Here is a 21,153-nt window from a genome sequence, read left to right on the forward strand (position 1 = left end):
AGCGAAATCCAGTATCTACGCGGCATTCCGACTCGGTGCGGCCGCGGAATAACACTGAGCTTGCGAAAGTAGGGCTAGCGCTTCAGGCTCTTGATCTGCGCTTGGTTCTTGAAGTCGTTGATCATGAAGAGCGTTGCGCCATAGAGTCCGAACATCAGCACCACGCACGTGAGCATCAGCGCGAACCGGGACTTGCCGGCCTTCTTCTGCATCTCGACTGGGGCCGTCGTCATGATGAGCGCGCCGACCTCATTGAGCATCGTCGACAGCTCCGCGTATTCCGCGATATCCACCACGCGGTAATAGTTGCGCTCGTTGACAATGCCCGTGTTGAACAGCGCGCCCTTGGAAGTCGGCTCTTCCTCCATATTCCGCATGATCTGGTCAATGTGCCATGCCAGCCAGCTCACTGAGTTTTGCCGGATGCGCTGTAGCGCGTCCGCGATCTGGATGATCTGCGAGCCGATCAGCTTGGTGACCGAGCCCAGCGCCACAAAGAAAGCCGCGCCCTGGAAGTCCCGGTACATCTCATAGGGCAGGAAATGATTGTCCAGCCATGCGCGGCCAGGCCCAGTGTACCGCGGCAGCGACCAGAAGATCCAGACAAGGACGGCGGACATGACAGCGATCTCCAGTGGCCACCAGGTGCGGATGATCGTCGCCGCACCGAACAGGAAGCTGGGCAGCAGGCCGATGGATGCCGGGTCGGCATTCGCCGTCATGGCTTTCTCTAGCTGCGGCATGACCATGAATGCCTGAATGGCGAGGAAGACGTGCAGCAGCACGATCAGGACGAGGCCGGAGGCCATGGTCATGATCATTTCCTGCTTGGTCTTGGCCATCGCGACGATGTTCTCCCCCAACGACTGCAGGCCGGAAGCCAGGTCGCCGGCATTCTCCGACACGGCCAGCAGCGTCAGGTCCTCGTCGGGCACAGTGCCACGAATCGATTCGGTAAAGGTGCCCGTCTCCGCGAAGCGGGTCAGCCAGTACTGGGCCATCTTGCCGATCGCGCGCTTCTGGTACCGCTTGGCATAGTTCTCCAGGAACTGCGTGATCGGCACCCCACGCATGGCGCGCATGCTCTGCGCGAGGTCGACGTAGAACTCACCGCGCTCGCTGCTGAACTCGTGCTTGGTGGTAAATCCCACCGAGTGCACCTTGGCGACTGGGGCCGATGACGACTTACGAAAGAATGGCATTGAGTATCTCTAGTGCGTGTTGGAACTGCCTAGGCCACGCGGCGCAGGCCCGTCTCCGAGGCAAGCTGCATTTCGTACTGCTCGAAGGTGCCGAACTTGTATTCGACCTCGCGCGGATCGATCTCGCCGCGGGAGACCTTGAACATCGAGACTTCCAGCACCGTCTTGCCCGTGCTGGCCTCCTCATAGAATCGGGACCGGTTGAGCGAGCGCACGTAGGCCTTCAGCTCCAGGTTCTGCCGCTCCCGGAACATCTTGAGCATGGTCTGATCCAGCTCGATCATCTCGGCGACGACCGTTCTGCCCTTGACACCGTGCAATTCCGGCAGCCCGGCCCGGCGGCAATGCGGGCAGCCCTCCGGATTGGCGAACCGCAGGACCTTCCGGTCGATACCAAACACGCGCTCGATGCGGGCAAGATACGCCTCGCTGATCCACTTGGCCTGCACATGGTCAACCTTGCACTTGGGACAGTTGATCGGCAACAGCGCCTGGTACACCAGCAGGTTCATGAAGCCAGGTGTCGCGATCACGTCGCGCGGGATGCCCAATTCGTCGGACGTGAGGCGCATGGTGATGGTGTCGATGGCGCTCGGTGCGTGCACCGTCGAGAAGGCGCGGTGACCGGATTCAGCGATATCTCGGAATAGCCCTGCGCTCTCATGGTCCCGGATTTCACCGATCAGGACCGCATCCGGGTCCATCCGCTTGAGCTGGCGCTTCACCGCCAGAAACGGGTCGTTGCCGGTATCGTTCATCGACCGGGACACGGAGAACTGGGTGGTGTCCGGGATGATGTACTCGACCGGATCCTCCACGGTGTACTTCGCCATGGTCGACGGCAACATCGTCATGATGGTCTGGGCGGTGGTTGACTTGCCCGACCCGACCACGCCGGCGGTGATCGTACCGCCGCCGAGGCGGCCGATGGTACGCTTCCAGGCCGCGATCTGGTCGGGCAGGTAGCCGAGCTCCTCGAGCGTGCGAATCGACTGGGCCTCGTCCTGGGTCAGCATCCGCATGACGATCTTGGTGCCCTTCGCGGACTGGTTGGAGGCCCAACGAAACAGCAGGCGGTGGTCGGCAACGTCCGCCCGGATCTGGCAGGCCTGCGGCTTGTTTTCGTTGAAGGCGTTCTCCGAGCCAGATCGGCTGTGGATGTTGTAGAGGTACGCCGACGTATCCAGCAGGTCGCCAGTCTTGATCTCGAATTCCCGCGGGCGGATCAGCTTGCCGTCGACCCGGAAGCCCACCTTGGACCGCTCCTGCAGCCGTTCAATCTCGAAGTGCAAGTCGGATGCGTTGGTTTCGACCGCGAACCCGACGATGTTCTCAAACTGTGACCAGAGTGCGGAGTTCCTGTTGCGCGAATTCAGTCCGCTGGCCATCGCCTTCGTCTTCGGCTTGTTCTCCATTACCCCGTCGCGGCATAGCTCCACCATCACCACGGTGGATGCGATGTAGTAGACGGGCTCCGCTGCCTCACGTTTAAATGAAAGGGCCTTGATCAGCTCGTTGGCGATGTCCGAGTTGATCATGTTCTCGGTCAGGATCAGCGCGAAGCGGTTCGCCTCCGTCTCAACGGGGCAGATGTAATGCCGGAATGAGGCCTGAAGGTTGATCTCCTCGTACAGCTTCTTGGTGAACGGCGGCAGGTCGTCAATGTGTTCGACCGGCTTCGGGGCCGTCTGGTAGCCGCCCGCCGCGGCGCCGGTGCGGCGCCCATGACTAGCGGCCGGGGTCGCCGGAGCCAGGCTAGCGGAGAGCGGTGCTTGCGGCGCCTTCCTCCCAAACAATCGATTGAGCACGGTCGGTCCTTTGGGATCACATCGTGGGGGCCCAGACGGTGTGTCCGCCCTTGCCGCGTTGCCCGACAGGGGCGAGGACTGCACCTTCTGCGGTCAGGCGCCGCACCTGGTAACCGGCAACACGCGCGCCGGTGCGGATCGGATAGATGCGACCGTTCCAGTTGAGGTGCCCGTGGTAGTCCATGGTGCCGTCCACGTTGCTCACGCCGTAGATAGCCGCCACATACGGCTTCGCTTCCACCGCAGGCGCTGCGAGAACACCTGGGCCGCCTGCCGGCGCTGCTACCGCCGCACCCGGGGTGGCGATGCCGGCCACGCCGGCGCCGGGCTTAAGCAGTTCGTCATTGAGCCGCTTGATCGTGAGCTTGTTTTCCAGACTTTCAATTTCCCCCACCGTCGCGACGTCGGTTTGGGCAATCGCCGCCTGGCAGAGCATGGCCGCGGCAAGCGCGGTGATAATTTGGGTCGTCTTCACGGTCAGGTCCTTTTCTTACTTGGTGAGAACCGCGCCCGCCACTTTGACGGTCGCGAACGATTCGGCAGTGCCAGCCTTGCCATTGCGCTCCAGGTTGAGGGAAAGCGCGGTGAGATAGGCGTACTCGGGGAAGGTCTTCAGCATTGCGGCAGTGCGAAGTGGCAACTGCACGGTCCACGTCGCCTCCCGGTACAGACCCGGCACCGCATCTTCGGGAACGCCATCAGGGAGCCGGAAGGGCTTGATGTTGCCCATCTTCGGTTCCGTGCCGAGCACGGCCATCTTTTGCAGGGTCGGGATGAAGTCCTGTGTCAGCTCGGCCCGCGATCGGGCGAGCTTCAGCACATCCCCGACCGTCTTGGTGCTAGCCAGGGGCGCCGTGATCGAAACCCGTACCGTGCGCTGATCCGGGTCGAATGCCGCGGACTTCGCCCACTCGGCTGAGGCCGCTGCCAGGAAGCTCTCATTCGACGCCTGGGAGAAGTTGCGCATGAGCCGGACCACACAGCCCAGGCGCGGGGTGTCCTTGGGTTCGCAATCCACCGACTTCACGCCCCAGCCACCGACCGACACCGGCAGTCCCCTCACCCAATCCAGGTAATCATCGATACTTGTGGCGAGGAACAGCGGCGAAGCGCTAACCACGCTGAGCGCTTGGGCATATTGTTCCGCCGGGGTCTGCGTCTTCCGCACCGCCTCTTCCGCGAGCTGCGTTGCCCGCCACTTGCTGTAGGTTTGCCAGCCGATTCCGATACCACCGAGCAGGACGAGCAAGGCGACACCCTGGATTGGCGTGACGCGCAGCTTCGGCCGGCGCATGGCTGCGCTGGGATCCGCGAGCAGCGCCAGTTCCAGCAGGCTCAGCGTCTCGATGCCATCCAAGCGTGCATCGCCGATCAGGCTGAATGGCTCGCTGCCACAGATCTTGGTGAACTCATCGATCAGCGCCTTGACCTCCGCGGCACGCAGAAAGGCGTGATCGAAGCCCTGGCGTGGCCGCCGGTGATGAATCCCCACGGCGACATAGCCGTCCTGACCGGGAATCTCCGACACGTAGATCAGATTCTGCACCCCCGTCGCGCGCAGGATGAGCTGCGCGCCTGCGTAGACCGTCGCTCGCTTTGCGGGGCGCCTCGTCTTCGCCGGGAGCAGCCCAACGTATTGCCCGGCACGGTCCGCCCACAGCATCGTGGCACCGGCCTTGCGCGCCACGGCCTCTTCACTGCCTTGCCGCAGCAGCACCTGCCACTGCAGGCCAAAGGCCACCGACTTCCCATCAATGGTAAGTATCACGATGCCCCCGGCGCTTAGATATCGGCGTCGCGGATCACCGCCGACACCAGCACGATGGTGGTGGTCCGAGTGCGGCTCTGGGTGAGCGAGCCGCCCAAGGCCAATGGCGCGCCGTCGCCCATTGTGCGGCGGTCGTACTGCGAGTTGACGCGGTCGAAGCCCGTCAGGATGAGGGTCTGCCCATTCTTGATCGGCACCTCCTGCGTCGAGCCCTCCCCGTTCACATTGGGCAACTGCACGGACTGGGCGCTGCTGCCGCTGCCGGACACGAACGTCTGCAGGCTCTGCAGCACCGACTGGTCCAGCGACAAGGTCAGCATCACGCTGTCCTTGTTGGTGGCGTTGGGGAACAGCACCAGTTTTAGGCCCGTGGAGTCCTGCGCGGTCTGGATACCGGGGGTGGAGCCTCCGCCAGAGATGGAGGCCACCCCCGGCGTGGTGTTGCTCACGTAGGAGAACGTGTTGCGCACGTTGTAGCTGATCGCGTGGCGGTTGCGCGTCGACAACGGCAGCTCGGTGGAGGTCTGGACCCGGCCGATCTCGGCCAGCGCGCGGATGATCGCCTGCGTACCGCTGCCCGCGCCGGACATGATGTTCAGCCCCAGCGTGCCGGCATTGCTGCTCACCAACGAGGCCGGCGAGACCGCGCTCAGGCTGAATGCCGGAATGTGAGCCAGGGCCTTGGTCAGCAAGGCGTTCCAGTCAACCCCGCTCTCCCCAGTGTCGGTGGTGGTGATCTGCACCGTCTGGACGCGCAGCAGGACCATGCGGGACAGAATCTTGATCTGTTCCTTGATGATGGCGTCGGCGCGCTCCACCGCATCCTGCGTATCGGTGATCGTGATGGTGCCGGTGGCCTGGTTGGCATTGATCGTCCCCACCCGCGTCAGCACGCTGTCGGCCGCTTCCTTGATCGACGTCAGCTCGTTCAGGCCGCTCGCCTCGCTGCGCACCGCGTTGGCCGTCTGTTGCGTCGTCAGCGCATTGCTGTTGTTGCTCTGGTAGGTCGGGCCCGACAAGGCCGTCGAATAGGAGTTCGTCGCCGGGGAAACGGGCAAGTTCCAACTCTTGGTGACCAGGCGGTAGAACTTGATCGCATTGGCCTGATCGTCGTACTTCCATTGGATCTGCAGCCGGCTCGCGATGTTGTCGAGGATCTGCGCCAACGGCGCTTCCATCCGCGGGAAGTCCAGGTCGGTAGGCGAGTCGGGCTGAACGATCCCTGCGCCGCCACCCGGTGCGGGCAGCGGCAGCGGTGCCGGCGGCAAGCCACTGCCTGCCGCCGGCGGGAGGCCCGTGGGCGACGGCAACGGCACCGGTGGGATCGGCTGGGCGCCCAGCGTACCGACCTTGGCCGCGCCCGTATCCATCGTGCCGCTCTTGGGCATGAGCGACAGCGCCGCGAGGTAGACGTCCGGCGTGATGCTGACGGTGATACCCGTGACCAGGCCGATGCGCTGCGCCGCCTCGGCGAGAGACACCCTCCCGGTGGGGAACAGCACGGCCGTCTTGAAGCCGCGCTGGAGTGCGCGCGGCAGACGGACGTCCCGGGCCAGCGGCACCGATCTTCCGACCAGGTAAGGACGGTTGACCTCCTGTGCCTGCTCGACATAGGCTCGATTGGCATCAATGGCGCGGTTGATCTCGGCGCGCTTGGTGTCGGCCTTGTTCGCCGCATTCTGATACTCGCCCAGCGTTCTCTGGGTCAGTTCCGGGGAAATGCAGCCGGCCAGTGTCGCAGCGGCAGCCGCGCACGCGGCGAGTTTGAAGGTGATATTCATTGGTTCCAATCCTTGGTGGGCAGGCGTTCCGATGCGGCGTGACTTACTCGGCGCGATCACACAGGGCAGTCGCCGGAATGACGCGCACCACGGCGTTGGTGTGGAAGCACGGTTGGACCGCGGCATCGCTCATGTCAGTGGCCCGCAAGACCTCCCGCACCGCGGACTTGAAGTCGCCAGAGAACAACGCGCTGCCGACCAGCGGCACGTCCCTCTCCGCACTCCAGACCAGCGACCAGCCGGCCGCACTGGCCCAGCGGGTCAACAGCATGCGCACGTTCTGGTCGGCGGGGGTCACCTGCCAGCCCGATTGGGCCGGTGGCGCGGACGCAGAAACGGGTACGGATGCCTCGCGCTGAGCGAGCCGCTCTGCGATCAGGTCCCGCTGAGCAGCACCCTGGGGTACGGGACCGCTTTCGCGGACGATGAAGTTGGCCGCGCCGGCTGAACTCGAGACCATCAGGCCCAGCAGCAAGGTCGCGCACGTTTGTTTGATGGCCATCTCGACCTCTCCGTTGAAGAAATTGATACCTGCTCGACGCGGGATCGGTGTTTCGCCACCCTTCCCCCGCTGCTTCATTTCGATGCCACCGGCGACGCTGGCGACACCTCGTTCCAAAGGGCATGGACGCGCACGATGAACTCGGGGTCTCCTGCCGCGCTGATCGATGTCCAGCCCTTGGCCTTCGCCTCCGCGATCGCCGCACGGATCTCGTCGTCGGAGGTGCCGGGGACGGCAAGCCGCGCGTCATCCGCATCCGCTGCGGCTGTCACTGGCGGCGCGATAGGAGGGGCGCGATCCGCCTTTGCCTGCACCGGCGCTGGAGCGACCGTGGGAGCGGGCGTGGGCGCCGCGACGGGAGCCGCTGCTGTTACCGCGGCTGGTGGCGCGACAACCTCGCGCGGCGTAACCAGATCCACGACATAGGCCTGGCTCGAGTTGCCCGTGCGACGGATCTCGTAGCGGCGCCCGTTTGCATACGCGATGATCTCCACCGGCATGCCGCGCACCAAGAACGCATCCTGGCGACGCACCGCGTCAGGGACGGTCAGGGCGACTCCCGGGTGGGCCTGGATGTACGTGTTGACCCCATCGTTGAAGACGATGCGCACGGGCGACTCGGCGCCTTGCGCCAGCGCGCAGGTCGCCGCGCCGGCCAGGAAGAGGGAGGCAATGGCTGTCTTGATCACTTTTCTGCGCTCCATGGCGACATGAGGGTGTCCCGCGACACCACGAACAGGAACTCGGAGCCGGCATCGCCGGTGAGCGTTGGCTGGATGTTCAGGTTGCGCTGTAGCATGGTCCGCACCGTCTCCGACAGCGACTGCGCGAAGACGGAGCCACCCAGTTGCGTACCGCCTGCGCCGACATTCACCGTGACGTTCTGCGACGACTTGGACGCCAGCAACGACGCCGCACCAACCACCAGCGAGCTGCCGAAGATCTTGAGGAAGTGGTTGTTGACGTCAGCATCCAGGCCGGACATCCCTTGCATGTCAGTGGCGGACGCGCCGGACAGTGGGATCCACGTGCCGTTGGGCAGGATCAGCCGTTGCATCGCCAGAAGCACGCGGGTCTGCCCGACCTGGACTTCGTTCCGATAGACACCCACCAGCGTCGAGCCAGCAGGAATCAGCGGAACGCGCTGCGTGACCGAGTCGTAGACGGTCGACGTCACGCGAGCGGTGACCTTGCCGGGCATGTCGCTATTCACGCCCGTGATCAGCACGCTCCGAACCACGGTCCCCTCATAGACCGCGGCCTGCCCATAGGCCGGCTGCTGCCGATTGGTCAGATTCGGCGCGTCGTTCGCGGCTTGCTTCAGGAAGGCGCTATCGCCCGACCGAACGCTCGCCGCCGGTTGCTGTTGGCCCAGCTGCGACAGCAGCCCGAGTTGCCGTTCGGCGAGGGCGTCCGTGCCGGCAGGCTCCGCTGTCCCGGCCGGCCGCATCAGCGAGCCCAAGCCAGATGGCTCCGTGGCACTGGTCTTCTTCAGGGTCACAGTCGCCCCGGTCGCAATGGGAGCGGCCCAGATCTCTTCCTCACGGCTGGGCCCGCCAGCGCCGACGACCGGGTCCGGCGTAGCGAGCGCGCGCGAGGCCGCGCTACCGTTCCCCATCGGCGTCGGCATTGCAGCGGGCGTGCCGCGCCCCTCTGCCGCCGGCGTGCTCGCGCTGGCGTCCTCCTGCAAATCGCGCAACAGGCGCTTTCCGGCCAGTTCGGGTTCCGGCAGATCGGCCTTCGACACGGGCGCCGGTGCGGCCACGCTGTTGGGGGACTGTGGCCAGAACATCCAGGTCACCACCGCCGCCGCGAGGAGGATCAGCCCGAGAATATGCAGGTTGCGGCGAGCCTTGCCTTTAGTCAACGACGGCGAAGGTTCGCTACTCGCACCAGGCCGCGGCGCCGCCTTGCGTGCATCCTCGGCGAAAGGGTCTTTGAGATCCTGCGTCATCAGTTGCCCCAGCTCCACCGCGAGGTCTTGCGGATCACCCGCACTTCGCGCTTGCCGAGCTTCAGCAGCAGCTTGTTCGCGACGCGATCGACCACGACGTAGTCGCCCTTCACCACGTAATTGACCAGAGACGGCTTGTCGTCTTCATAGAGAAAGACACCAGGTTGATCCTGGACGCTGGGCAGCCTGAGGAAGGTTTGCCGGCCGTCGTTGAACACCGTGGTCGGCTTGAAAGGGGCGTCGCCCTCCATCTCATAGCCGAACTCATAGGCGGTCGGATCTGGCACGCCACCCAGCTCTTGCGATTTGAGCCGCGCCTTATCATTTGCCGCGGTCTCAACCTTGTCCCGCTCCTTGAGCGTCAGAGCAGCCTCCACCTCCGGGTAGTGGAAGGTCACCTTCTGGAAGCGCTTCGCGCCCGGTTCGCCCGAGCGCAACTCGAGCTGGTAGGTGCGCTTGTCGGTCACCACCGTGAGCGTCGTCACCAGATTCGGTCGCAGCGGCTTGATGTACAGGTTGCGGGGCCCGCCACTCACGCGCCACTGAATCGAATCCCCGATGGCCGGCATCTCGACCACGCCCTCGCCTGCCTCCAGTTCCAGGTGCGTGATCATCCCGGGTGTCGTCAACACCCGGAAGATCGCGTCGGGACTGTAGGTGAACATGACGATGCGGCTTTCGTCCGGCACCTCGATCGGCAGCGCGGCGGCCGACACCTTCTCGTCGGCCGACGCAGCAGGCTGGGGCTTGGCGTGCGCCGGCGGGACACAGATCGCGGCGCCGAGAAAAATGGTCAGGAGTCGTCGCTTCATTTCGTCGTCGCTTCATCATTGAGGTTGAAGCCGGTGATGTAGACGCCGGCGGGATCTTTGAGGATCTCTTCGCGCGTAGTCGGCTTGACCACGTTGAAGTTGATCGTCATTGCATAGCTGCGCGATTCGGGCGCGGCGCCGGGCGCGCGGCGCGTGGTGGTGCGAAACCGGATCAGCGCGGCATCGCCGCTGCCCAGGAAGTTGATCGAGAGGTTCTCGTACTCGCGCACCAGCCGCGGGTTGTCGCGCAGGAGCACGAGCGGGTTCTCCTTGCGACGCAGGTCACGCAGCTGGTCGCTCGCCGTTCCGATGGTCTTGGAAGCTGCGCGCGCCAGGTTCGCCTCGACCGTGGCCCCATTGATGGCAAACACCTGTTCGACCCACAGGTTCAGCGCGTAAGACAGCGCGGGCTGGTCCGGCACCCAGGCGCCCGATTGGTTGGTGTCGATGACCCGGCGCCCGGAGTCCGACTGGTGGATCACGACCGGCTCCACCGTCTTGAGCGGAAACAGGCGAATCGATGCCGCGCCGTTTGCGACCAGCGCCACCGCCTCGATGCACGCCACCAGGAACCAGCGATTGCGCTCGATGCGCGAGCCGGCGCCCATTTCATAGTGGACACGACGCGCGGCCTCTTCCGGGGGGCCGGGGGTGAAGTCGGGCGGGGCCTTGCTCGCGGACCCCGCGTTCGCGGATTTGCGGAATAGGTTCATGAGGCCCATTCTTGGACCGGCGGGAACTTTTTCAGCTTCGAATGCTGATGCGAATTCGCTCTGATTCGGGATTCGACTGGGCGTGTGGCGCGTGGCAAAAGAAGAGGCCCGCCGAAGCGGGCCGTGGTGTGTTTGGATACGCAGCGTACAAGCGCTAGGACTTGCCTCTTCGGGCAGCCATCCTGCTCGCAGCGCGCTGTCCACTGGTGCTGCTCACGGTCTTGAATGGTCGAGCCGGTCCCTGTCCTCCCTGGGAGGACGACCGAGATCCTCCGCCACTACGCCCGAGCAACTTGTTCGTAAGCATCGTAGCGCCCGCGGCTGCGGTCTTCACGCCTGGGATCTTCATCGCCACATCCTTCAAGATGCCTCCTGCCTCGCCCGCAGCCTTAGCCGTGCTCTTGCGACCATCCCCGGTCACCACACCGAGATTGCCCGGGAACAGCGTCGAGACAATCTGTGGTATCTGGCCAAAAACCCGCGATGCGATCAACGACATCCCGAGGATGACCAACGCATCAAGGGCAACCGTCAAGCCCTCCGCTGCTGAGGCATTGGCAAAGCTCATCGCCGCATTCATCCCTTCGAAAGGCGCACTCATCAACTTGAGCACCAATGCCGCAAAGAAGTTCAGCAGTAAGGCCTGGATCACAAATCCGATCCAAGCGGTAATCCACGAGCGGGTCCAAGCGGATGCACCGAAGGCGATGAAGACGGGTGCGACCGCTGCGCCGACCGCCGCCAGGAAAGGCCCGAGGAATATCACCGCAACGATGTCGACCATCGCCCGAACCATCATATACATTGCGACAACGAGCAGAACCATTGCCACCACAGTGCCCAGCAACACGCCGAGAAATCCCGCATCAAGAACTTTCGTGCAACCGAACTTCTTGATGATGGAAGTAGCGCCTCCTAGCAATGTGTGGAGCATCGTGGCGAAGAAGTCTGCCATTGCCACCCACGGCGAGGGAAGCACTCCCGAGATCGTTCTGGCCGTACTGCTGAGACCATCGATAACCTGCGGGTAGGCGCCCAAAAGCAGGGCAACAACAGAGGCTGGGACCACGACATCGATGACCACGGTCACTGGCGTGCCCTTGTTGGCGCCTAACGCAAGGATCATCCCCCAGAGGAGAGAAGCCACCGCGAGTGCGCCCCCCAACGCGCGGGCCGGATTGAGCAACAGGTTACCGACACCCATCGCCGTGGTCGATAGACTTCCCTCGTAGTCCCCAAGCAGCTTAAATTTCGCGCCGAGCTTGTCCATGCCAGTGAAGTACTGTGGCGCCTCGCCGCATTTTCCTGCCCCGGTCGAGATGGATTCGAGAAAGCCGGGGGCCGATCCGCCGCCTCCCGGCGTGTCTGCGCGCGCGGATTGGATGAGAGCGACCGTCAGCACGAGCGCCAAAAGCGCCCGCAGACCGATCTGGACCAGGGAAGCCATGGGAAATAGATATCGGCAGGCCATCGCGCTACTTCAGCCCGAGTTGATGAAGGCGTGCGTCAATGCCATTCGCATAGTCACGGGCATTGCTGTCCGCCGCCTTCGCCGAAGCCGTATCTGCGGCTTCCTTCTTGGCCGCGCTGGCGAGCTGAGCCGCCACTGCAGCCGACTGCACCTGGTTCTGTTCGATGAGCGTGTCCAGCGCTGCGGTGGCGACCTGGATCGCCTGGGTGGCCCCGGGCACGTTGCCAATCTCGTTGGCGATCCGCATCCGCTTCCCCTGCGCGGTCTGGATGGCCTGATTGAGCGCATCGTGCTTGTTGAGCAGATTGGATGCGTTGGCGTTGCCCAGCGCCGCGCGCTGCGTCATGTTGCTGACAAAGTTGTTGAAATTCCCGCTCTGAGACGCCCCATACAGGCCCATCACATCGCCGATGAAGTCGCTCTTTTTCCCCAACGCCTGCAGCAACGTATCGTCGGCGCCCGACAGGCGCCCGATCTGCGCCACCATCTGTTCCGCCTGCGCCAGATCGCTGATGCCCAACTCCCGAAGTTGGATCATCTTGCCGGAGTTGACCAACATTTGCACCGTCCGCGCCGCATTGGCCACGGCGATAGCCTCCTGCTTCAGTGTGGACGCCGCCGTCGCAGAGGTCTGGATCCAGTTGGTTGGATCGAAGACGATGCCGCCGGGACCGCCGCCGGCGTGGGCTTCGGTGCCGGCGATCAGAGTCGCGAGCAGAGTCAGGTATGCGGGACGGAGTAATTTCATGACGATGCGGTCTCCACGAGGTAGTTGGCCTTCCAGTTGGGCTTGCCGCTTCGCTTGTGCTCATCAAAGCGGCGTTGCAGGTGCCCCTCGGATCGCAGGAAAGCGAGCGATTTCGAATCCAGGGCGGTACGGATGACACGCGCAAAGCCGTTGCTCAGAATCAGGTACTCACGCTGCGGCATCAGCGTCTTGACGATATCGACGTTCTCGTTCGTCAAACCAAAGTGCTTGATATAGCCCTCGCGATGCGCTTCCGCACTCTTGTTGGCGAGCAGGATCTTGGTCAGGATGTTGTCCGTCATCGTGGCCGAGATATCGGACGAGGTAATCGAGGTCGGCGACTGGATTGTCAGCCACAGAAAGGCATTCTTCTTGCGGAAGGTCTTGAGCCAGTCATCCAGCCGGGGGGCGAACGCGGGGTGATTGACCAGGAATGACGCCTCTTCCAGATAGATGAAGGTCGGGCGGCCATCGAGCGACTCATGGATCTTCCGGAAGGCATAGTCGATGAACGCGCGCGCCAGCCGATCCACCGCCAGCAGATCCTTCATCTCGGTGCAGGTCCAGCTCGACAGCGAGTAGTCGTCGGTCGACGAGTCGAACATGCCATACGGCCGATCCTCGAGCCATTCACCCAGTTCGGTGGTCAGATGCCTAGGAAGCTGAAGCGCGAGCGTGGACAGCCGAATGTCCTGCGTGGACATGGCCAGCCTCTGGATTGCCGAGTCGATCGCATCGCGATCCTCGGCGGTGCAGCGATAGCCACCCTCCATGATCCGCTGGATGACCCACTCCCGAGCCCACAGCTGCCCATCGGGCGAGCCGTCCCGCAACACCGCCAGTGGGTTTAGCTGCATCTGGCCGTGCTTCATGTCGATGTGCTGCCCGCCGTGCAACTCGGTCGTGATGCGGCAGGAGTTGTCCCGGTCGAAGATGTAGACGTTGGACTGCCCAATCTCCGGGTCGTAGTACCGCCGGAACTGACTGAGGCAGAGAGAGACGAAGGTGGTTTTGCCGCCGCCCGTGGGCGCAATCAGTACGGCATGGCCCACCTGCCCAACGTGCGGGATAAAGTGGTAGCGTCCGCCATAGCCGTCGATAAACTGCGCCAGCGCCGAGACGGGTCGCCGCAAGACTTCGGAGAAATAGGGGTGCTCGCGATTGCCTTCATCCATCGTGAAGATGGGCGAGGCGTCGGCCACGTTCTCCAGGCTGACCAGGTGGTAGCGGGATTGCCGCGCCCACTGCCCGGGCAGCATTGCTTCCCAGGACGGGCCCAGGTTCTGCCGTTCGCGTACCGATTCGAACTCGACATCCGCGAGGCGACCGTGGACCAGCTGGCAGGCGGTCGTCAGCTCGTGTTCCGAATCGGCATACACCGCGATGGAAAGATTGTGGTACGCGAAACCCAGCCCCTCGGACGACAGGCGCCGCATGGCCTCCTTGCACTCGTCGTGCAGGTCCTGTTTGCCACTATCCGGCTCGGGCGTCGCGTCCGCCATCTTTTGCGCCACATAGTTGAACGGCGAGAACAGCGTCATCCGGTAGTAGTTCACCGCCCCCTTCAGCTCGGTCTTCGCCTGTTCTTTGCCGAGAAAGCGGATGATGTGACAGATCGTCATTTCAACGTCGGACCCCATCAGCGCTTCGAGCAGCAACGGCGACGTGGGGGAAGGCCACTCCTTCACACCGATGACGCCGCAGTACCGCACGTCCCCTTCGCTCTGGAAGGCCATGACCTGCTTGCCGGTGGTGATATAGCCATTTGCGATCCAGCCGTCGAGCAGCACACCCTGCGGCTTCGCGGGCGGTGCCAGGCGTGTTGCCGGGTTGGCGAGATGAAACAGGGAATTGGAGAACGCCCGGCGCTCCAGCCGCTCAAACCGCATCGTGGGAATGGTGGTGTCGAACATACCCAGCAAGCCCTCGAACTCCCCTACCGCCTGCTGCAGCCGGTCCCGGTCCCGCAGCACTTCGGTGCTGGCCGAAACGGACCCCAGTGCGCCACGCAACAGCGCGACGGGAAGGCTCCTGCCCTCCTCGTTCATCAGCCGCGTGACGCTATCCAGATAGCCCTCAACGCCCTGGTGGCCGGTGTAGAGGAGAAAGAACCAATGCCGGAAGCGGTAGGAGATGCCCGACCGGAAGGTGTTGCCGATCAGCCGATCGAGCTGGGCTGCCGTGGTGTTGTCGAAGTCGCCTTCCGGATACGTGTAATCCTTGCGCTTGTCGACGATCCACCACCCGGTCAGCCGCGAGTCGAACTGCCCGAAGGCGCGCTGCAATTGCGTGACAGCCTGGTCGACGAGGTCGTCATCCAAGTTGTCCGGGTCCGGCCCTTGGTAGGCATACGCCGCCAGCAGGGAGCCATCCTTGCACAGCAGCAATTCAGACGTCACGAAGTCGAGCCACGGCAGGATCTCCTGCTGCGGGTGCTCGGCCTCGTCCTTCTTGTACATGATCTCTAGCATCGGACACCTCGCCCATAGCCGACCGGCCGCTGCGCCCCCTTGAAGCGGTCTCGTACGTGCGGCTGGTAGTGGTCTGCCGTCTCGGCATACTTGAGATAGATGTCGATCACCTGCGGATCTTTCCGATACGCCCAGCGCAACACGGCGTGCATCACGATCCCCGCTGCCAACGGAAGCGGCGTGGTCGCCAGAAAGCACGCCAGCCCCACGCCCGGCCAGATCATGGCCATGGCCTTCAGGCCGATGCCGCCCGAGAGCATGGGCTTCTGCAAGGCGAGATAGGTGACGGACTCGCGCATCAGATCGAGCAGGCCGGAGGGATCAGCCCGGTGGCGGCAACGAGCGTGTAGGCGGCGACGGCGATCACGCAGCCCAGGAAGATGTATTGGCCCAATTCCGAGAGGTGCGCCTGCTTGTTGAAGTAGCCGATCACCCACAGGAAAATCGCCAGCACCGCGATCGCGCCCACGATCTGCTTGAAGTAGTTGATCAGGAAGCAGAAGGCCTGCATGCCGCCGGAGGCGGACTGCGCAGCCGCGGAGGCGGAGAAGACCGCCAGCACCGTCAGCACGACGATCTGGTGCGGTTTGAGCCTAAACTTCTTCAAGTACGTATTGACCATGTTCATCCACTCCTTTGACAAGACAGATTTGTTCCACCCGGCGCTCGATGCCGACTTCGTGGTTGGTTAGCATCCGGGCATGCTTCTTTGCGTAGACCACCAGATGGATCGTCTTTGCGAGGTAGCGCCGAGTCGTCCTGGCGTCGAACTGCGCCCCCGGCGGCAAAGACTGCTGAAATAGGATTTCGATGGCATCGAGGGCATCCTCGGCGCCATTCGCGTGCACCGTCGTGAGCGTGCCGTCGTGGCCACTGTTCATCGCGCGGATCAGGTCATAGGTGTCGTCACCGCGCGTCTCCCCCAGGATCAGGCGGTCTGGCCGGAATCGCATCGCCAGCTTGACCAGCAGGCGCGCCGTCAGCCCGGCCTGGTGGTTGGCCACCCAGGCCACATGATTGGGGACCGTGATGTTGAGCTCGCGGGCGTCTTCAATCGTGATGACGCGCTCGTGCGGCGGGACCTTGCCGAGGAAGGCGTTGGCGAGCGTGGTCTTGCCCGAGGAGGTGCCGCCTGCCACCAGCAGGTTCTTGCCTTGCCGGATAAAGAGTTCGGTCACCTTGTCGGCCTGCGCCTTGGTCAACATCTCGCGGGCCACCAGCTGCTCCAGCGTGGGCCGCTTGTCCGGGGGCAGGTGCTTGCGGATCGAGAAGGTCGATCCGTCGGGTGCCGTCGGTGCGATCGCGCCGGCAAAGCGCATGCCGTCGAGCGTCGCATCCACAATGGCGTCGGCCGAGGAGGCGATGGCATCCTTGCGAACCTGTTTCGCGATAGCCTGAATGGCGATCTGGATCTCGTGTTCTGCGAGCCGGAGTCCGGTATCTACCACCTTCCCGGCCCGCTCGACAAAGACGGCCCCGCCCGGGTTGACCATGATTTCGCTGACCGCCTCGTCCCCAAGGACGGGCAGAAGCGGTTTCAGGCTGCGGGCGATCGCGTCGGCGATGATGTTGGCTTGGATCATGGGAACCATGATCCCGCGCCGCCAGCGGAAATCGCCGGCGAATCCACCACTGAAATCGCCCGGACTCGGCCGTCAGGCGCCCGTCTGCAAGTTGGCAGCCATGACCCAGACGGCCGCCGCGGTCGCCAGGAAGAAGCCGCCAAGCACCAATGGCGTGAGCGTCAGCGGAGTGATGGGCACGAACATGGCCAGCCCAATCGCGAGCAGGACGAAGTGCATGCTCGAGTAGAAGAAGATGGGATTGTGCTGGCCGAAGTCATACCGCTTCTTCAGCCGTGAGCCAATGCCGTCAACAAACGCGGGCAGCGCAAAGCCAATAGCGGCCGTGAGATAGAGAGGCCCCAAGGCTAGGACTCGCCACAATACGCGGTACACCAGCATCCAGAAGCCGGCCACCCAATCGCGCAGCCAACCGGTCGCGCCCGCGGACAACGAGGGCCCACCCATCCGTTGCGGTTGCGTGAGTGTCACGCTGCGCTTGACCCAACCCGGCGCAACGAACCAGCGTTCGAACTTATCGTCGGCCCGGCGGGTCACCTCCCGGTCCTGACCGCCCCACCCAGACAGGAACCGCACTTCGGCAGGGCCGATCTGGAATGACTCGGGCGTCATGACCCCTGGCAGGATCATCAGCGCCACTAGAGGCGCCAGCAGCCACCAGAATAGGATGTGCTGGTTGAACTCGCTTTTCTCTGCGAAGAGGATCATCGAAGGCCTCTCAAGGCGAAGGCAACGGAGGCCGGCTCGGGGGCACCTCTCTGTCGCGGTACTTCCTGAGTAGGGTCTCGGCCATCACCGGAGTGAAAAACTGGTTGGCAAACCGCTCGATGGCCATGGTCTGGCCGAGTTCGTTGGGGACCCAGATGAGGTCATCCTTTCCATCCGCGAAATCGCTAAGGCTTTGATGGGCAGGGTTCCAGGTCTCGCCAGCTGCTGACGTGCACGTATGCTGGTACATGTCGCAGCCCTCCTCGATCCACGTATAGAGAAACCAGCCCATTGCGTCGCCGCCACGCCGTTCCGCCGCGAAATAGGCCGTCAGCGCCAGACGCACGGTCTCCCGCACTAGATATCGATCGTTGACCTTCCCATCGCCGACATACTGCAGAAAGCGGATTGTGAGGTCCTTGAGTAGCGGATGCGCGTACCAAACCTTCCGCGCCGCGGGCTGGACGCCAATCTCCGTGGCGAGCCGGACCAAGGGCGTGTATTCGTGTTTTTTAATCATTATTTTTTCTTCTTCTCTCTATTGCGCAATCAGTGGAAGGCGCCCCTTGTACAACGTGCTGCCGCCGAGGAAAGCAAAGTAATGTAGACCCGGCAATCTGGTCAACAGGTCCGGCGAGACAAACGGCGAGTCTGTATCTTCGATCGCTCGCCCTGTGCTGCCCCGAAACTCGGTGAAGGCGGTGGAGCTCTCGGAGGTATTGGAGAACGAAGTGGACTGCTTCCGCGCGATCGTGCTGCCGAAGCTCTCCGAAATCCACTTCGCTGTCTCGTAGTCCTTCACCCGCAAACAAATCACGTTGTTAAGGTTCCCGAGCATCTGGCGTGCCTTCTCCCGTGACCCAAGCCGGACGATAAAATCCGCCTCAGTCTGCGTCGCCATGAAGGCTTTGATGCCGGCGCCACCGCCCTTATTCAAAATCTGGATCGCTTGATCATTGGTCAGCTCCGCTGACTCGTCGGCCATAAGGTAGACGTCTGTCTTGCCGGTTGTGTTATAGATCGCGCCCGCCACAGATGCTAGATCGGCGAGAAAGACACTGCCGATCGCAGAGCCGATGATGCCGTCGGCGAGGGAGTTCGTTGCCATATACAACACGGCATTCTCGTTGATGATCTTCGCAGTGTCGTAAATCGGACGCGCGTCGCCAACATCCTCCGGGTTGGGAGAGAGCATTGCACCGAGCTCACCGGAACCAAGCTTCTCCAGGATCGGCTCCAGAACCTGGATCATCTTCGAGTAGTGCTCCTTCGAATGCAGAACCATGGCGACCAGTCCGTCGATGACCTCGTCGACGTTCTCCGCCTCGGCCCTGTATTTCTGGACCATGAGATCAAGGCGGCTCACTGCCCGGCCCGCCGCTCCGCCACCGGCACTCATCAAATCTCGGTCCCAGGACGCACCCTCTGCAGCGAAGAAGCGCTGTGTCAGCAACTGCTCGAGTAACGGCTCCACGCCCAGCTGTATATAGCGCCTCACTTTACGTATGTTCGGTCTCTCACCGCACGCAACCATCCCGGACATGACGCGAAACAATGACTTCCAGGCAAAGGACCGAAACGATTCATCCGCCTCGACGAGATTGGTGATGCGCGTAGCCGCCTCGCTGATATTGCCCCAGTTGGCGAGCGGATTGATACGGATAGACTTGGACGGATGCGCCGGGTGAAAGTAGAGGAACTTCCTCCCCGCCCGCTTGCACTCTGTTCGCAACCGACGCTCCCAGTCCTGATCGCCCTTTGGGTCCAGAACAATGAGCGCGCTTCCGGGAAGATCAATGATCTGCGTGGAGATGAGTTCGTAGAGGCGAGTCTTACCGCTCCGTGTGGTCCCGACGATCAAGGTATGGCCGGGAAGGGAATCCAACGGCAGACGAACCGGGATCTCCGCAGGTTCCATGCCGTGGATCCACGGTACGCCAATGGCATCCTCCTTCAGCAGGACGGAGTTCGGCGGTGTGATGTGCCGCACCACGCTGTTAGGAAGCCAGCGCGGCAATGTACCGAGTTCTTCGGGATTTCGGCTGAGAATCTCCCGAGCGAGTTCGGCGTGACGCTGTTTCCAGAGAAAGCCCCTCCCTAGCCAGAAGGCCCCCTGTTCCCCGCTGTCCGGGTCCCGAGGCACCCTCTCTCTTCGAGAATGCACCAATACCTCGCTCACCGCGAGCTTCTCGGCGCGCAGCACCGACAGCGAGATACGAAACCGATAAATATCGAGAGCCTGGTGCGCACGCAGCGCACCGAGGGCGAGCCCGAATGGCGCGCCGACCCACCAAAGGGGAGGCTGCGCCGCCGACAGGAACATCGCGGACCCAGCCCAGACGCCCGCGGTCGCGACGTCGTAGTTCGGGCGGAACATATCTCGATAGGAGCGCATCAGTTCGTCTCCTCCTCGAATAGCGCTTTGCCAACCCAGCGCAGGAGAATCAAGTGCGTGGTCGATTGATCCTTTACCAGGCCTCCCTCGACGAGCAGCTTCATCGCCGCTGCTTGTGACATTCCGTAGCGACCGAGTGCCTTCTTCGGGAAGTGAATATTGTCTTCGTTAAATTGACACTCGATGCGGATCTTTGCTATGTCCTTATCGACTCGGATGGCTTTCAGCAAATCACTAAGTAGCGGGCTCAGTTGCTGCATCGACGGCGCGGCAGCAGGATTAAAGGCCACCGTACTTTCAGCCTGACCAGCCGAGGAGGCGGGTGGTGGCGCCGGCGCCGCCGGCTGGACTGGTGCCCGCGGCAATTCTGGGACGCGTGTCGGCACCACCGCCTCGGGCAAGGCGAGGATTTCGCTCAGCGAGAGTTGGGACTGGCCCAGTTGATCAATACGCCTAGCTCTCTCCCTCACGTCGATCTCAAACGCCTTGTCCTGAGCCACTCGCACGACGCGGCATAGCGGCGACTCGACCGCGATCTTGCCGCGAACCGGAAGGATCGAGTCGACCATCGCTGCGATCACCGACTCCTCGAAATCTCCCCACAAGCCCGGTTCAAAGAAGCGACCTGCGATCAGCGCCGCCACCATTCGAGACGGTGCACGGACAGAAGGATTCCAGGACACCGTGAAGTTTTGCACTCCAGCCTCCTCCAACGCGCGCGCCAGCGATACCTGGTTCATCGGCGACCAGCGCCTTCCGGCCACCGTCACGATCGCAACGGCTTCAAGGATCGCCGGCACGGATGCGAGCGCCGCTGCGAATCCACCGTAGCGGTACTGCGGGTCCAAGGCCCGCCTCATCTCAGCAGTATGACTAGGGGCGAAGATCGCATCGTTCGCCAAGCGGAAGGCCATCATTCCGCTGATCACGCCGAAGCGCAACGCGCCGCCGTGCTCGCAGTACGCGTCTCGCGCGAGAGGAAGGGACAGCACACACATCGCCAAGCGGTCCAGCAACGGCTGCACATGCCGGTCAAATTGCGCTCGGTTGAATCCGGACGCAGATTGCAACGTATCCAAGAGGTCGCTGCCAAGAGAGGAAAGCAGCGTAGCGGATGACTGATATGAGAGTTCCATGGCTACCCATCTTGCCGCTCTTTGATTTCAGTCAGTCGACGATTCCCACGCCAATTCCATCACGACTTAGCGACACGCTGTGTACTTTTCTTTGGCTTTGC

The 21,153-nt window shown here is 62.9% G+C and carries 20 protein-coding genes; all 20 read right to left on the reverse strand.

All coding sequences use genetic code 11. From position 1 onward, the window contains the following. Nucleotides 1-74 precede the first annotated feature (74 nt). The 20 genes from ACGLHR_RS25515 to ACGLHR_RS25610 all read right to left on the reverse strand — a co-directional run bounded on the left by ACGLHR_RS25515 (nt 75) and on the right by ACGLHR_RS25610 (nt 21,052). Nucleotides 75-1,202 carry a type II secretion system F family protein gene (locus ACGLHR_RS25515; RefSeq protein WP_400096860.1) on the reverse strand — a complete coding sequence of 376 codons (1,128 nt, stop codon included), beginning with the start codon at nt 1,200-1,202 and terminating at the stop codon, nt 75-77. Nucleotides 1,203-1,231: 29 nt separating this feature from the next. Beyond that, nucleotides 1,232-3,010, reverse strand: a complete 1,779-nt coding sequence (locus ACGLHR_RS25520) for a GspE/PulE family protein (protein WP_400096861.1) — start codon at nt 3,008-3,010, stop codon at nt 1,232-1,234. Between the two features lie 16 nt (nt 3,011-3,026). After that, the gene (locus tag ACGLHR_RS25525) at nt 3,027-3,485 is read right to left on the reverse strand and encodes a hypothetical protein (RefSeq protein ID WP_400096862.1); all 459 of its coding nucleotides are present in this window, start codon (nt 3,483-3,485) and stop codon (nt 3,027-3,029) included. Between the two features lie 15 nt (nt 3,486-3,500). Further along, nucleotides 3,501-4,751, reverse strand: a complete 1,251-nt coding sequence (locus ACGLHR_RS25530) for a hypothetical protein (protein ID WP_400096863.1) — start codon at nt 4,749-4,751, stop codon at nt 3,501-3,503. A 41-nt stretch (nt 4,752-4,792) separates the two neighbouring features. Beyond that, nucleotides 4,793-6,559 carry a hypothetical protein gene (locus ACGLHR_RS25535; protein ID WP_400096864.1) on the reverse strand — a complete coding sequence of 589 codons (1,767 nt, stop codon included), beginning with the start codon at nt 6,557-6,559 and terminating at the stop codon, nt 4,793-4,795. 43 nt (nt 6,560-6,602) lie between these two features. After that, entirely contained in the window at nt 6,603-7,061 is a 459-nt protein-coding gene (locus ACGLHR_RS25540) for a toxin co-regulated pilus biosynthesis Q family protein (protein ID WP_400096865.1), read from the reverse strand. A 74-nt stretch (nt 7,062-7,135) separates the two neighbouring features. After that, nucleotides 7,136-7,750, reverse strand: coding sequence for a hypothetical protein (locus ACGLHR_RS25545; protein ID WP_400096866.1), 615 nt, complete (start codon nt 7,748-7,750; stop codon nt 7,136-7,138). Continuing rightward, nucleotides 7,747-9,015 carry a TrbI/VirB10 family protein gene (locus ACGLHR_RS25550; protein WP_400096867.1) on the reverse strand — a complete coding sequence of 423 codons (1,269 nt, stop codon included), beginning with the start codon at nt 9,013-9,015 and terminating at the stop codon, nt 7,747-7,749. Before ACGLHR_RS25550 ends, ACGLHR_RS25545 begins: the two co-directional genes overlap by 4 nt. Then, entirely contained in the window at nt 9,015-9,827 is an 813-nt protein-coding gene (locus ACGLHR_RS25555) for a TrbG/VirB9 family P-type conjugative transfer protein (RefSeq protein ID WP_400096868.1), read from the reverse strand. Before ACGLHR_RS25555 ends, ACGLHR_RS25550 begins: the two co-directional genes overlap by 1 nt. Next, on the reverse strand, nt 9,824-10,540 hold the full coding sequence (locus ACGLHR_RS25560; RefSeq protein ID WP_400096869.1) for a type IV secretion system protein: 717 nt from the start codon (nt 10,538-10,540) through the stop codon (nt 9,824-9,826). Before ACGLHR_RS25560 ends, ACGLHR_RS25555 begins: the two co-directional genes overlap by 4 nt. Nucleotides 10,541-10,694: 154 nt before the next feature. Further along, nucleotides 10,695-11,987, reverse strand: a complete 1,293-nt coding sequence (locus ACGLHR_RS25565; RefSeq protein ID WP_400096870.1) for a type IV secretion system protein — start codon at nt 11,985-11,987, stop codon at nt 10,695-10,697. 28 nt (nt 11,988-12,015) lie between these two features. Then, a complete protein-coding gene (locus ACGLHR_RS25570) occupies nt 12,016-12,759 on the reverse strand; it encodes a hypothetical protein (RefSeq protein ID WP_400096871.1) in 744 nt (247 codons plus the stop codon). Beyond that, a complete protein-coding gene (locus ACGLHR_RS25575) occupies nt 12,756-15,218 on the reverse strand; it encodes a VirB4 family type IV secretion system protein (RefSeq protein ID WP_400096872.1) in 2,463 nt (820 codons plus the stop codon). The genes ACGLHR_RS25570 and ACGLHR_RS25575 overlap by 4 nt, the downstream gene beginning before the upstream one ends. A gap of 5 nt (nt 15,219-15,223) precedes the next feature. Continuing rightward, entirely contained in the window at nt 15,224-15,529 is a 306-nt protein-coding gene (locus ACGLHR_RS25580; protein WP_253932276.1) for a VirB3 family type IV secretion system protein, read from the reverse strand. Beyond that, the gene (locus ACGLHR_RS25585; RefSeq protein ID WP_253932277.1) at nt 15,529-15,852 is read right to left on the reverse strand and encodes a hypothetical protein; all 324 of its coding nucleotides are present in this window, start codon (nt 15,850-15,852) and stop codon (nt 15,529-15,531) included. The genes ACGLHR_RS25580 and ACGLHR_RS25585 overlap by 1 nt, the downstream gene beginning before the upstream one ends. Continuing rightward, on the reverse strand, nt 15,824-16,813 hold the full coding sequence (locus ACGLHR_RS25590) for a CpaF family protein (protein ID WP_400096873.1): 990 nt from the start codon (nt 16,811-16,813) through the stop codon (nt 15,824-15,826). Before ACGLHR_RS25590 ends, ACGLHR_RS25585 begins: the two co-directional genes overlap by 29 nt. Nucleotides 16,814-16,885: 72 nt before the next feature. Then, the gene (locus ACGLHR_RS25595) at nt 16,886-17,521 is read right to left on the reverse strand and encodes a DUF4400 domain-containing protein (protein ID WP_400096874.1); all 636 of its coding nucleotides are present in this window, start codon (nt 17,519-17,521) and stop codon (nt 16,886-16,888) included. A 10-nt stretch (nt 17,522-17,531) separates the two neighbouring features. Then, nucleotides 17,532-18,041, reverse strand: coding sequence for a hypothetical protein (locus ACGLHR_RS25600; protein WP_400096875.1), 510 nt, complete (start codon nt 18,039-18,041; stop codon nt 17,532-17,534). An 18-nt stretch (nt 18,042-18,059) separates the two neighbouring features. After that, nucleotides 18,060-19,916, reverse strand: coding sequence for a conjugative transfer system coupling protein TraD (traD, locus tag ACGLHR_RS25605; protein ID WP_400096876.1), 1,857 nt, complete (start codon nt 19,914-19,916; stop codon nt 18,060-18,062). Beyond that, nucleotides 19,916-21,052, reverse strand: coding sequence for a TraI domain-containing protein (locus tag ACGLHR_RS25610; protein WP_400096877.1), 1,137 nt, complete (start codon nt 21,050-21,052; stop codon nt 19,916-19,918). The genes traD and ACGLHR_RS25610 overlap by 1 nt, the downstream gene beginning before the upstream one ends. Nucleotides 21,053-21,153: the final 101 nt, after the last annotated feature.

Origin of the sequence: Cupriavidus sp. CuC1 (assembly GCF_044627735.1) — a bacterium.
Taxonomy (GTDB): Bacteria; Pseudomonadota; Gammaproteobacteria; order Burkholderiales; family Burkholderiaceae; genus Cupriavidus; species Cupriavidus ulmosensis.

Excerpts from the sequence above, each read along its gene's own strand:
- ACGLHR_RS25515 (WP_400096860.1), bottom strand. The coding sequence starts at position 1,202 with ATGCCATTCTTTCGTAAGTCGTCATCGGCCCCAGTCGCCAAGGTGCAC.
- ACGLHR_RS25535 (WP_400096864.1), bottom strand. The coding sequence starts at position 6,559 with ATGAATATCACCTTCAAACTCGCCGCGTGCGCGGCTGCCGCTGCGACA.
- ACGLHR_RS25540 (WP_400096865.1), bottom strand. The coding sequence starts at position 7,061 with ATGGCCATCAAACAAACGTGCGCGACCTTGCTGCTGGGCCTGATGGTC.
- ACGLHR_RS25550 (WP_400096867.1), bottom strand. The coding sequence starts at position 9,015 with ATGACGCAGGATCTCAAAGACCCTTTCGCCGAGGATGCACGCAAGGCG.
- ACGLHR_RS25555 (WP_400096868.1), bottom strand. The coding sequence starts at position 9,827 with ATGAAGCGACGACTCCTGACCATTTTTCTCGGCGCCGCGATCTGTGTC.
- ACGLHR_RS25560 (WP_400096869.1), bottom strand. The coding sequence starts at position 10,540 with ATGAACCTATTCCGCAAATCCGCGAACGCGGGGTCCGCGAGCAAGGCC.
- ACGLHR_RS25565 (WP_400096870.1), bottom strand. The coding sequence starts at position 11,987 with ATGGCTTCCCTGGTCCAGATCGGTCTGCGGGCGCTTTTGGCGCTCGTG.
- ACGLHR_RS25570 (WP_400096871.1), bottom strand. The coding sequence starts at position 12,759 with ATGAAATTACTCCGTCCCGCATACCTGACTCTGCTCGCGACTCTGATC.
- ACGLHR_RS25575 (WP_400096872.1), bottom strand. The coding sequence starts at position 15,218 with ATGTACAAGAAGGACGAGGCCGAGCACCCGCAGCAGGAGATCCTGCCG.
- ACGLHR_RS25580 (WP_253932276.1), bottom strand. The coding sequence starts at position 15,529 with ATGCGCGAGTCCGTCACCTATCTCGCCTTGCAGAAGCCCATGCTCTCG.
- ACGLHR_RS25585 (WP_253932277.1), bottom strand. The coding sequence starts at position 15,852 with ATGGTCAATACGTACTTGAAGAAGTTTAGGCTCAAACCGCACCAGATC.
- ACGLHR_RS25590 (WP_400096873.1), bottom strand. The coding sequence starts at position 16,813 with ATGATCCAAGCCAACATCATCGCCGACGCGATCGCCCGCAGCCTGAAA.
- ACGLHR_RS25595 (WP_400096874.1), bottom strand. The coding sequence starts at position 17,521 with ATGATCCTCTTCGCAGAGAAAAGCGAGTTCAACCAGCACATCCTATTC.
- ACGLHR_RS25600 (WP_400096875.1), bottom strand. The coding sequence starts at position 18,041 with ATGATTAAAAAACACGAATACACGCCCTTGGTCCGGCTCGCCACGGAG.
- traD (WP_400096876.1), bottom strand. The coding sequence starts at position 19,916 with ATGCGCTCCTATCGAGATATGTTCCGCCCGAACTACGACGTCGCGACC.
- ACGLHR_RS25610 (WP_400096877.1), bottom strand. The coding sequence starts at position 21,052 with ATGGAACTCTCATATCAGTCATCCGCTACGCTGCTTTCCTCTCTTGGC.